The following is an 11,660-nucleotide window of genomic DNA, read 5'->3' as shown; positions in this document are numbered from 1 at the left end:
CTATTGGAAGACCTTGAGGATTCGCAGTGAAAGACCAAAGTTGGTTTATCAATATTGATATTGAAATCAATCACGGGTGCAACCTGTCTTGTGACTATTGCCCTAACTCTGTCGCCACTCGTAAAGAACAAGGTTTTATGAGCATGGATCTTTTCGAAAAGATCCTGCTGCAGCTCCAAGACATTCAATTTAAAGGGCGCATTTGTTACCATTTCTACAATGAGCCGCTTCTTCATCCACAATTAGAGGAGTTCGTTGCACTAAGTAAAAAATTACTCCCACAATCCCGCTCTGAAATTTACTCAAATGGCATGTATATCAACGAAGACAAATATAAGCGACTGCGCTTGGCCGGAGTAGATAAATTTACGATCACCAAACACCAAGGCATCAAGAATCTGGTCTTTGATGAGGTTTATTCAAAACTCTCTGCCAATGAGAAAAAAACTATTGATTATGCCGATCACTCAACCCTGCTCTATTCTAATCGCGGTGGAAAAGTTGATTATGGAAGAGCACTCACTGACACGCTTAAAAAGCGTCCGTGTTTAATCCCTATTTTTAATCCGGTAGTCACTGTTAAAGGTAATGTCTTAACTTGTTATGAAGACTTTGATCAAACTCATACGATGGGAAGTATCAACGACCAACACATTAAAGAAATCTGGCTTAGTGAGAACTATGTAAATTTCAGGAATGATTTAAAGAGTGGTTTGAGAGAGAAATACCCTGTATGCCGAGACTGCAACAACATACAGGTTATAAGTTAGTTTTTTAATTGATCTAATTTCTTTTCTAGAGAGTCTACTTTATCAGAAAGTAATTTAATCGTTTCTGCCATTAGTGGAATCACCTGAGTGTAATTCACAAATTTATTTCCAGAAGCATCTTGAGACACTAACTGAGGAAAAACTTTTTCCAGGTCTTGTGCCATAAATCCAAACTGCTCGCCAGTTGGGAATTTATTTTCAGGGAATTCAGTTGTCTTATAATTGAATGAGTAAGCTTGAAGAGTGTTTAATTTTTCCAGCACATCTTGTGAATCAAGTTTCTGGCAATCTTCTTTGAAAGCAATATCAGATCCAGCGAATACATCAAGGTAAACACTTTCTCTTAAAACTTCTGTTTCGATTTTTTCTAAGTCGTACTCAGTTAATTCACCAAACACATATTTCTTTTTTGCCGATTCATTGTTTGAGTTATCGTTAGACATGATTTTTCCTTGCTGCGCTTAAATATAATCAATAGAGAAAGTGTACTTATGTGCGTTATTTAAGTCAATCTTATAGAGTGATTACTACTTTTCCTGAGACCTTCGCATTTGCTGCAACCTCAAAACCTTCATTGAGCTTTTCGGCCTCAAAATGGTGAGTGATAAGTTTAGATGCAAGAAAATCCAGATGCCCTGACCATTTTTTGACTGTGGCCTCAAGCGTATTTAAGGGAACCCCTCGCATGAAAACTAACCTTGAAGCAAGTTTAGATAGCTGATCTGGTTTTATCTCTATCGGGTTTATATATTTGCCTACCATAATAGCTACCAGATTCTTGGTTCCAAAAACTGGCAACAAGCTCCAGCCACTTACCGAAGACTCGCGATCACTAGTTGCATCAATAATGACATCAAATTGGTTGTGCGCTGATTTATCCATCATTAAAAAATTTAACGGGTAGCCTTTAAGGCCAACATCTAGAGAGCGCTTCACTCGGCCGGTTTGAACATCAGTGATAGTGACTTCAATACCTTTTTCCTGCAATAGGTAAGCACAAAGAATTCCCACTGTACCAGCACCTAAAACAAGGGCCTTTTTTGGTTCATGAATTTTATTAGCTTCTAAAAGTGCCATCGCTTCTTCTGCTACGGCCATGACTTCCAATAAAACATCAGAAGGTTTTTTTGAATTTAATTTAATGGCATTGAAAGAACTGATTTGCAGATAATTTCTTAATGCCCCTAATTTTTCAGAACATAGGTGAACTGGATTTTCACACATATTAACTTCTGTTCGTAAACAATAAGAACATTCACCGCAGCCAAGAGTTGATGAGCTTGTCACCATATCTCCAACTTCCAGATGACTTACATGCGACCCTTTTTTTACGACACTACCAATCCATTCATGCCCCAATCTTAACTGATCGCCCTGGTATGTTTTATGGTGATAGAGATCTGATCCACAAATCCCCACTGCTGAAACTTTCACTAGAACTTCATTATCTGCAATGATTTCTGGAAGCTTTACTTCTGCAGCAAAGAAATTTTTCTCAGATGAATAAATGTATTCTAATTGGCCCATGGGAGTACCTCTAGTCTGCTGCAATCTTTGCAAGCTTCAAACTCAGCACGCTTTCCGAAGAAAAGTTTTTTTCGAAAATAAACATAATTTTCTGACAACCAGATATCTTTTATTTTTTTTTCCATAATGTTGCCCATCTGATTTTTTTGATAAAAATCTTCAAAGCATGGAACAACATTCCCATTTACTGTCACAGTCATCATCATTGAAGGAATCATACAAGGAAGATTGATGGCCTCTGTTTCATGAGGAATATGAGGAAGAACTCCGCCTCTATTCGTTAAGCGTAGTTCTGTAAAATCCCTATATTGAATTTTGCTCATTTCAGCTGCCGACAACTTCGTCATCGTGTCTTCAAAAATATAGGTTCCGATACCTTCGTGTTTTGTAATAATGAATTTATCAACACCAGCTGCATTTAATTTCTTAAAACGCTCCAAAGATAAAAGTGTTCCATTTGAATAAAGCTCAACACTTGTTTTAGGAAGTGCCGCCTTTGCTAAGACGATATAGTTTTCTAGATGTGGCGAAAGAGTTGGTTCATTATAAAAATCGTAGGAAATTCTTCCTTCGTAATTTAAATCTTTTAATTGAGATATCAGTTCTTCATAAACCTCTAAACTCATATGCCCTTTTTCAATACGCTCTAACGTCGAAACCGGACAATAAGAACATGCCTTGTTGCACCCGTGATTAATTTCAATTTCTATAGCGTTAAACATGGATAAGACTATATCTAAATATTCATTGGTTGAAATATTAAATTTTCAAACATCACCAAAGCACGTTAATATTGCCCTATGAACCAAAACCTTACCATTGTACTAACATCTACCCAGAATTATGTCTGGTCGAGTATGCAGGAGATCATTCCCCATATTGTAAGATGTTGGGAGCAAACTAAGGACAGTTCTCACCAGGTGGAAGTGATCGACGTGGACACAACTCCCCTAAAGTCTATTGCTAAGCAATGCTGGCAAGCTCAAAATATTGTCATTACTTGTTTTAATTTCCAGATTGCCAGCACTCTGCGCGTTTTAAAGAAAGACATGGGAATTCCGGCGCGACTTATTTTCCACTTACACAACCAAGCTACTATTGCACTGTGGCCATTACAGGAATTCGGCCTGCTACCACTTTTTACAGGTAACGATCTTTTTATTTCAAGCTCAACTCGCGACTGGGATTCTTTAAAACAAAGTGTCGATTCACCTAAAGGTGGAGTTGTTCTTTTTTCACTCTCAGAACAAGAATTGAATACCGAAACCCATGCGGCCTCTGAAGAAAATGAACTTTATTTCGCAGGAAGAATTTCTCGCCAAAAGAATCTTCATTCTATTATTGAAGCACTTCATATTTTAAACCAAAAAAAGATCTCAATTAAATTTCATATCTTTGGTGATGAAGATTTTCTTGGAAGCCCCAACATGGGTGTGAAAGATCCAAACTACAAAGAAGAACTTGTTCATTTAGTTCAAAAATACAACTTACATGACTCTGTCATTTTTCATGGAAAAGTAGATCGTACTGAACTTTATCAATCTAAACTAAAAACTAGAAAAATCTTTATTAGCCCAAGTGCACACTCGGATGAAAACTTTGGAATCGCGGCCTTTCGCTCTCTTTGCCGAGGAGAAAGACTGATTTTGAGCGACTGGGGTGGACACACTGACTATCAACAGTACTTTCCTTCACAAATTGAATATGTCGATATTATTCCTCACAATGAAAATGGACTGACGTGTAAAGCTGAGCAGGTTGCCAATGCTATAATGAAAACGCTCACGAAGAATGTCTCTCCATTTCCTATTCCTTCGCAGTATTTTGAAAATAATATTTCTAAGCAGTATTTCCAACTGCTTTCAACTCCTACAGAGGCCAATTCTCCTCTAAAACTAACTTCGCTTTTCAATAAAATTATAGAAAGACGAGTGCAATTTAAAACACACCAAACTAAAATTTTTCACGACTATCATGACCCCTTAGCTCAAGAGCTTTTCAAGGCCTACGGCCTGAAGCAGCAGGTTTGACATCAATTCTGCCCGCGAGTAAAGTTAGGCATGATCAAAGACCTCGTTACCAAATCTTCAGATATAAATGATTTTAAAAAATCTTATCTATCTCTTTTTTCAAAAACACTTGAACAACTCAATAACTATGACCTTGCCCCAATTATTCAGGAATTTTTAGACTGCCGTGATCGTGGTGGAAAAATTATTTTTCTTGGAAACGGTGGCAGCCATGCCAATGCCCAGCACTTTGCAATGGGTGTAGGCTATATTACGAAACAATGGAATCGTCCCATTAAGACGTGTGTACTAGGTGCAAGTTCTTCACTTGTTACGTCCCTTGCGAATGACTATAGCTTTGAAGATATCTTTAAATTAGAACTCAATGTGATCATGAATAAAGAAGACCTGGTCGTAGGACTTTCTGTCTCAGGAAATTCAAAGAATGTTATTTCTGCTTTAGGATTTGCGAAAGAACAAAACGTTCGTACATTTGCTCTGCTTGGATCAGATGGCGGACAATTAAAAAAGAACCACGAAAATTTATTGATTTCAACTGATGATCTGCAATTAGGTGTCACAGAAGATATTCACATGATTCTAGGCCATCTGATCTGTTACTACATCGAATACAAGCTTAACTAGTTCTTACTCGTCTGAAGCCTGATAAGAGCTTCTGCCAACATTAAATCATGCTCATAATTAATTTTTAGACCACGTGGATTTGGGATTTCAAAATACCCAATATTACCAATGAAAACTCCGTATCCATCTCTTTCATAAGCTTCAATAAAAGCTTCACGCTTCCACATATTAATCGCCCAGTTAATAGAAAAGTAAGGTGCTAAATCCTGAGTTCTCTCTAAATGACCAGTTGTTTTAAAATTTAATGGTACATCTTTAAAAATCCCATGAGTCTCATGTTTAGTTGTTGTAAAAACTGAATCAAAATTTCCTTTGATACAAAAATCAATCACGTTTGAGATATCTTCTTTCGTAATCAATGGGCAAATAGGGTTAATTAATAAAAAATAATCGCATGGATTTTTAGAAATAAAATCATAGTTAAATCTATCTTGCGTAACTGAATCTATAGAAAGTTCTGGATCTCTTTTATAAATTTTCACAGGCAAATCTTTAACTGCATTAATAATGATATCTGACTCTGTATTAACATAAACATCTGATAGACTCTCAACAGCTAAAGCCGTCTTGATTCCATAATGCATGACCGGTTGGCCATTTAAGTCTTGAAGATTTTTTAAACTTAATCTCTTGCTTCCAATACGAGCTGGCATATGAGCAATAATCTTCATCGTTCTTCCTTATCAAAATGAGTCACTAATTCTCCCAGTCCTTCAACTCGAGCAGTGAACACATCACCTTTTGCGAGTAAAGTCTTATGACTATCTAATCTGGCGGGACACCCGGTAATGATTAAATCACCTGCAGATATATTATGTTTCAAACTCACTTCTTTAAGAAGCCTGTGCAACTTCCATTTAAAAGAATCCGCTTTACCATTTCGATAAGAAGTTTTATTGATTTCACTGCTAATATCGGCTTCCTGAAAATTAAATTCAGTTTGAATAAAACTTCCAACCGGGCAAAAACCGATTTGGTTCTTCGACTCATCAGTATGAGTGTCTGAATCCTCTCCTGAAGTTATGCAAGTCACATCATTAACTAATACATAACCAAAAATATACTGTTCAAAGTTTTCCTCATTTAATCCAATAAGTTCTTTTTTAATCACAATTCCAATTTCAGGTTCAGGCCAAACCTGCTTTCCAAAAGGAAGTACAACTTTTGAATGATTGATCACAATTGATTTTGGCGATTTCTTAAAAATAACTGGAATTGATTGATCGTCTTTCGAACGAGGGTAATTGTCCCCCACTCCATAAATATTTAATGGATTCACCGGAGACATCTGAGTCAGATCATTTAAATGATAAATATCACCAGTAAGCTCCAGGATGATTTCTCCTTTTGACAGAGATCTCAATCTAGTCACTTTATCCTGGTCAATTTTGCCATAAAAAATTTCATCGTTAATCGAAAACCTGGAAATTTTCATTCAAAGCACCATGGAAATTGACACCATTCATTCTAACAAAGAACTTCAGTCATTTTCAATGCCTACTTTGAATTATCTAATTTACTTAGAGGGACAGTCTTTGTTAGCATTTCCAGAGTCCATTTTCATTGGGAAATTATGTATTACAGCGATGAAGCTGAAATTCAGGCCATTAGCAATGTTCTTCGCAAGAAGAAGCTTTTTCGCTATCAAGGCAAAGACGTAGAGACGGAATGCTCTCTTTTTGAAAAAGAGTTCTCTAACTATCTCGGCAACGGACATAGTGTTTTACTTTCAAGTGGAACAAATGCGCTTGTCACTGCACTTGCTTCTCTAAATATCGGACCTGGTGATGAAGTCATCGTCCCTGCTTATACATTCTTTGCAACCTTAGCTGCCATCTTAGAAGTTGGTGCGAAACCCATTATCGTCAATGTAAATACTCATCTTGATCTCGACCTGAGCGAAGTAAAAAAATCCTTAACTCCTGCAACAAAAGCAATCATTCCAGTTCACATGGACGGCTATCCTTGTGATATGGATTCTATCGTTCGCTTTTGTCAGGAACATAATTTATTTCTTATTGAAGACGCTGCTCAAGCTGTCGGTGGCAAATTTAAAGGCCAATCCCTTGGTACATTTGGTGATGCTGGCTGTTTTTCTTTTAATGTCGATAAAGTCATCTCTTGTGGAGAAGGCGGCGCCATTTTTATAAAAAACCAGGAGCTCTATCAAAGATCCATGATGTTTCACGATACTTGCAATCAATTTGGCCCGACGATGAAAGAGACTTACACTATTACTCCTTTTGTCGGAAGATCAATGCGTGTCTCTGAAATTCAAGGTGCCATGATTCGAGTTCAACTTGGCCGTCTCGATACAATCATTCAAGACTTAAAAGAAAGAAAAAATATTCTAGAAGAAGAACTGAAAAAATATAATGTGAACTTAGTTCCCGCATATGACTCTGGCGAATGTGGAACAACGACAAGGTTTTATTTATCTTCACCTAATGATGTTAAAGACACTATCATCAAACTTCACCAAGTTGGACTCAAGGCGACCTCACCTATTCTTCGCCCAGCACACAATGTCTGGCAGTGGCTGCACCTAATCCCAGCAGATAAAAGAAATTCAAAAATCAATTTCTTCCCGACAATCGATCTGCTTTCTAAAACGGTCAATATTAATATTTCATTGGAAGAAAGTGCTGAAGAATGGACGGTTAAGACTCTTGCCCTTGCTCAAGCCTTACAATTAAAGCATTCAAATTCTTAATTAGACCTGCGACCTGATTAATCTCATAATCCATGACTAAATTCTTTTTTAAATCCTTTAGTGATTTGACGATCTCAATGCATTGATACTTATTAAGAGACTCAAGACTGTATTTCATTGGGCGATAAAGATAATTAAAGACGATATTAGATGGGTACACTAATTCATTTTTAAGCAGGTAATTAATGAACTTAGCAAGATTGAAAATATTAAGAGTTGAAACCGTTGGCTGAATAATAAAATGCCTGAAATCCAGATTTGCTTTAACATAGGCAATATTCTTAAGAGCAATATCCCACTTTAATCCTTTTCTAATTTCCTCACCTAACTTTTCTTCAGCATCCAAACTTACAATAAAACCTACTTCTTTAAACTGCTTCCACTTTTCCAGAAGCCCCGCTTTCGTACTCAAATCAATACTAAGATTTGTTGTATATAAAAGCGTAATATTAGTTTTACCTTTTTGAATCATTAAATTTAAAAATTCATTGTGAAGAGGATCTAGGATTGCTTCCCCCCCCATTAAATCAAAAACCTCAGTGTGCTCACAATTCTCATCGATAAACTGCTCTAATTCGATCTTACTCTCAAAAGATTTAATATAACCAGTATTGGCCTCATCTTTAATCGCTGTCGAATAAAGTGAGCTACAATAAACACAAGAAAGATTACATAGATTAGAAAATCTCAGTGTCACATGCTTTAAACTAAAACTGCCAACAGCTCCATCTTCCTTCGTCCCTTCCAGCATTCCATCATTCTTATAAAAGGCCTTATTGGCCCTTTGCCTTAGACTGACATGCCCAGAAGATTCATCTTTATGACATTCAATACATGAATCACTAAATTTTCCGGCCAGCATATTGGACCTTAGATTTTTTTGCTCATGAGAGTTTACGATGTCTTTAATTTTTTGATCTTTGATATTTCCGAAAGTGTCTTGCCTCACAAGGCAACAAGTACGGCAGCCCCCATTGGGCTGTATGTCAAGATGAACCCATGGCAATATACAAAAATGCTTATTCGTTTCCTGTTCTAAGTTTTTTGTTATGTCCATTGCTTCTAATCTTCCAAGTGTGATTGATAAAATCATACCCATAATATTTCGAGAGAGGAAACCTAAAATCTTTGAACTGCGGCCCGGAGTGATTTAAGATACTACAATGAAGATCATGAGTTACATTCCGTATCCTTTAAGAGAAGTAAAAAATATTCTTACAATGTCAGGAATCGTAAACCAGCTTATTCAATACTATATTTTTAAAGTGAATAAACCTCTTATTGTGACATGGAGTCTTACTCATCGCTGCAACCTGGATTGTCACTACTGTGGCTTCCCACATCTTGAACATAAAGAACTAAGTCGTGAAAATCTTCTAGGCCTTCTCGATACTCTTTCAGAACAAGGCCTGAAAGTCATCTCGATTACTGGAGGAGAGCCATTAATCTCACCTCACTTTAAAGAATTTGTTTTAAGGGCCAGACAAAAAGGAATACTGCTTAATCTTAATTCCAATGGTCTTATGGTTCCGGCCAACATTGATTTTATCAAAAAGCATTTTTATCAGGTGACCATCAGCCTTGATGGACCTCCGGAAGTTAATGATCCAATCCGTGGTGAAAAATCTTCTCAAAAAGCACTGGCCGCTATTACTCTGCTCAAAAAACATCGAATCAGTCATCACGTTACCTGTGTCATTACTAAAAGCTCGGCCTACAATATAGAAAATATTGTTTCTTATTCAAAAGAAATCAAAACACCTTTTTCTTACCAATTGGTTTTCGATAAAACACTGGCCACTTTCTCTTCTCATGAAGAAACACTTCTTCCTGTCGATATTTTAAAATGTCTTGATGATTTGATGGCCTTAAAAATTCAATCACCAAAGACGATTCAAAATCCTTATAAGTACTTTGAAGTTTTAAAAGCTCAAGTACTTAGTTCTAAAAAAGTCGATTGCCGTGCCGGTGAAATCTTCTTAAGAGTCGAGCCTAATGGAGATATCCGTAAATGCTCTCGAGTAACTGAAGTCATTCCTTATAAACAAGTGATGGAACAGAAATTTTCACACTCATTTTTTAAACTTAGGTCTTTTCCTCAGTGCCATAACTGCACAGTTCAAGGTTCTTTAAAGTTGGGTCTGAAAAGCGCATGAGAAATATTATCCGCAGGAAATCTCAAACATATCCTGGATACCTAAATGATTTTTGGAAGACCTACTCTTCTTCGTCATGGTTTCAAGGTGACTACATTAATCACTTCAACCAAGAGTATGCTAAAAAAATCGGCGTCAAACACGCGATAGCAACTTCCTACGGTCTCCATGCAATGTCCTTAGCTCTCGACTTCTATAATTTTAATCAAGACAACGAGATCCTGATTCCTGGCTATACAGCAATGGTTGTAAAAAGATGCCTGGATGAAATGAACATTTCTTATCAATGTGTGGACATTGAACTTACCAGAGGGACGATGTGCCCTCTCGATTTTGAAAAAAAGATTACACCAAAGACTAAAGGTGTTCTTGTAACCCATCTTCTTGGCAATTCATGCTCCAAAGAAATTATTCAAATCGCTAGAGATCACAATTTACTCATTATCGAAGATTGTGCTCACGTGCACGGTGCTTTTACCAATGAAAGGCCATTAGGAAGTCTGGGAGATGCTGCATTTTTCAGTTTTAGTTATTCTAAAATCATCAATACTTATACTGGTGGGATGTTATTAACTAACAATGACGAACTTCGAAATTTTGCCCTAAAGAATTTAGCGACGACTCCCTTTCCTACTAGAAAGCAGTTATTAAGAAAGCTACTCTTAGGACATGCCGAAAATTTTGTGGCCATTCCACTTGTTACTTTTCTTTGCGCTCCTATTATTAAATCTAATCACCTATTAAAGAAAATAAAGAACGGACTTAATTACTTAACCAGGAAAAAGGTTCTTAATTTTTTCCAATACTCTAATACTCAAGCTCTTCAAGGGCTGAAGCAATTGGGCCAACTAGAAACAACATTAAAAAGAAAATCTGACAAGGCCCGATTCATTGAAGAAAACACTTCAATCAAATATCTTGAAAGAAAAGATGGCGATGTTTACTACAATCACATAGCAATCGTTCCAGATGCTCCTAAATACCGCGCAGAGCTTTTGAAATATGGAATTGATACTGGATGTGGGAATAGTATTATGGAGATCATGAGACCAGAAGAGAATCTTCCAGGGTGTCTGGCCGCACACAAGTCTTATCTAATGATTCCTAATTATGATTCTCTGACAAAAATAGATTTAGAAAGAATTGTTAAAGCGATAAATGCGACAGATGCACTTCTTTGCGGTAATTCATCATCATCTCAGCAAGCCTGAAATCCTCTTCTGTATCGATATCAACCGCTTCATTCTTTGGAACGGGAAAAATTGTAGGCTTCATTCCAATACGTGCACCAGATTTCAAAAATGATTCTTTACTAAAAAAATAGAAACATGAGTTTTCTTCATAAATAGGACTTAAGTCTTGAGTCGGAATCAAGCGAGATGGATCGTGATTAATTGGTGAAAGCTGTGAATTGTATAATCTCGACTGCAGCTGGTTGACTGCAAATAAAGAGTCACACTTGTCTGCTCGTGTTTGAATTAAGAATAACTCTTTTGCTAAATTGAGAGTTTCTGCGCTTAAAAGAGGATTAGTTGCATGAGTTTGAAGAAAAAATTCATTTGATGATACTTTGAAATCGTTTTCAATAATTTTATTCATTGAAACATCATCACCTTTAATAAGCTCATCTCTCCAATGAATCTTAATTTTAGGAGAAAAATCAATCGCGGCTTCACCTATTTCTTCTGAATCTGTATTAATGATAATTTCATCAATCCAATCCAGTTTTATTAAAGTGCTTAAAACATAAGTATATAAAGAAGCACCTGAAAAAATTCTCGTATTTTTACTTTTAACTCTTACCGAGTTTTTCTTCATAGGCAAAAGTGCAGTAAATTTA

The 11,660-nt window shown here is 36.5% G+C and carries 13 protein-coding genes; 6 read left to right on the top strand and 7 right to left on the bottom strand.

Features of this window, described 5'->3' with window-relative positions; all coding sequences use genetic code 11:
* Positions 1-26 precede the first annotated feature (26 nt).
* Complete coding sequence (locus SHI21_RS10855) at positions 27-770, top strand: radical SAM/SPASM domain-containing protein (RefSeq protein ID WP_323576564.1); 744 nt, start codon at positions 27-29, stop codon at positions 768-770.
* Here the strand turns inward: SHI21_RS10855 and SHI21_RS10850 are convergent.
* The 3 genes from SHI21_RS10850 to SHI21_RS10840 all read right to left on the bottom strand — a co-directional run bounded on the left by SHI21_RS10850 (position 767) and on the right by SHI21_RS10840 (position 3,019).
* Entirely contained in the window at positions 767-1,213 is a 447-nt protein-coding gene (locus tag SHI21_RS10850) for a tail fiber domain-containing protein (protein WP_323576562.1), read from the bottom strand. The two genes, SHI21_RS10855 and SHI21_RS10850, sit on opposite strands and share 4 nt — an antisense overlap.
* Before the next feature lie 70 nt (positions 1,214-1,283).
* Entirely contained in the window at positions 1,284-2,297 is a 1,014-nt protein-coding gene (locus SHI21_RS10845) for an alcohol dehydrogenase catalytic domain-containing protein (protein WP_323576560.1), read from the bottom strand.
* Positions 2,285-3,019 (bottom strand): radical SAM/SPASM domain-containing protein, encoded by a 735-nt coding sequence (locus SHI21_RS10840; protein WP_323576559.1) that lies wholly within the window; start codon positions 3,017-3,019, stop codon positions 2,285-2,287. The genes SHI21_RS10845 and SHI21_RS10840 overlap by 13 nt, the downstream gene beginning before the upstream one ends.
* 78 nt (positions 3,020-3,097) lie before the next feature.
* Between SHI21_RS10840 and SHI21_RS10835 the strand changes: the two genes are divergently transcribed.
* Both SHI21_RS10835 and SHI21_RS10830 read left to right on the top strand, forming a co-directional pair.
* Complete coding sequence (locus SHI21_RS10835) at positions 3,098-4,327, top strand: glycosyltransferase (protein ID WP_323576558.1); 1,230 nt, start codon at positions 3,098-3,100, stop codon at positions 4,325-4,327.
* 30 nt (positions 4,328-4,357) lie between these two features.
* A complete protein-coding gene (locus SHI21_RS10830) occupies positions 4,358-4,951 on the top strand; it encodes a D-sedoheptulose-7-phosphate isomerase (protein WP_323576557.1) in 594 nt (197 codons plus the stop codon).
* Here the strand turns inward: SHI21_RS10830 and SHI21_RS10825 are convergent.
* Both SHI21_RS10825 and SHI21_RS10820 read right to left on the bottom strand, forming a co-directional pair.
* A complete protein-coding gene (locus SHI21_RS10825; RefSeq protein ID WP_323576556.1) occupies positions 4,948-5,622 on the bottom strand; it encodes an acylneuraminate cytidylyltransferase family protein in 675 nt (224 codons plus the stop codon). The two genes, SHI21_RS10830 and SHI21_RS10825, sit on opposite strands and share 4 nt — an antisense overlap.
* Positions 5,619-6,386 (bottom strand): fumarylacetoacetate hydrolase family protein, encoded by a 768-nt coding sequence (locus SHI21_RS10820; RefSeq protein ID WP_323576553.1) that lies wholly within the window; start codon positions 6,384-6,386, stop codon positions 5,619-5,621. Before SHI21_RS10820 ends, SHI21_RS10825 begins: the two co-directional genes overlap by 4 nt.
* Positions 6,387-6,524: 138 nt before the next feature.
* On the opposite strand from SHI21_RS10820, the gene SHI21_RS10815 reads away from it, so the two are divergent.
* On the top strand, positions 6,525-7,664 hold the full coding sequence (locus tag SHI21_RS10815) for a DegT/DnrJ/EryC1/StrS family aminotransferase (RefSeq protein ID WP_323576551.1): 1,140 nt from the start codon (positions 6,525-6,527) through the stop codon (positions 7,662-7,664).
* Here SHI21_RS10815 and SHI21_RS10810 read toward each other — a convergent pair.
* Positions 7,612-8,757 carry a twitch domain-containing radical SAM protein gene (locus SHI21_RS10810; RefSeq protein WP_323576549.1) on the bottom strand — a complete coding sequence of 382 codons (1,146 nt, stop codon included), beginning with the start codon at positions 8,755-8,757 and terminating at the stop codon, positions 7,612-7,614. The genes SHI21_RS10815 and SHI21_RS10810 overlap by 53 nt on opposite strands.
* A 70-nt stretch (positions 8,758-8,827) precedes the next feature.
* Here SHI21_RS10810 and SHI21_RS10805 point away from each other — a divergent pair, with 70 nt between their 5' ends.
* Positions 8,828-9,820 carry a radical SAM protein gene (locus tag SHI21_RS10805; RefSeq protein WP_323576547.1) on the top strand — a complete coding sequence of 331 codons (993 nt, stop codon included), beginning with the start codon at positions 8,828-8,830 and terminating at the stop codon, positions 9,818-9,820.
* Positions 9,817-11,031 (top strand): aminotransferase class I/II-fold pyridoxal phosphate-dependent enzyme, encoded by a 1,215-nt coding sequence (locus SHI21_RS10800; protein WP_323576545.1) that lies wholly within the window; start codon positions 9,817-9,819, stop codon positions 11,029-11,031. The genes SHI21_RS10805 and SHI21_RS10800 overlap by 4 nt, the downstream gene beginning before the upstream one ends.
* On the opposite strand, the gene SHI21_RS10795 is transcribed toward SHI21_RS10800, so the two are convergent.
* Complete coding sequence (locus tag SHI21_RS10795; protein ID WP_323576543.1) at positions 10,967-11,638, bottom strand: acylneuraminate cytidylyltransferase family protein; 672 nt, start codon at positions 11,636-11,638, stop codon at positions 10,967-10,969. The genes SHI21_RS10800 and SHI21_RS10795 overlap by 65 nt on opposite strands.
* Positions 11,639-11,660 lie beyond the last annotated feature (22 nt).

This window comes from Bacteriovorax sp. PP10 (genome assembly GCF_035013165.1).
In the GTDB taxonomy this organism is placed as follows: domain Bacteria; phylum Bdellovibrionota; class Bacteriovoracia; order Bacteriovoracales; family Bacteriovoracaceae; genus Bacteriovorax; species Bacteriovorax antarcticus.
This window is presented reverse-complemented; position numbering and strand designations above follow the sequence as displayed.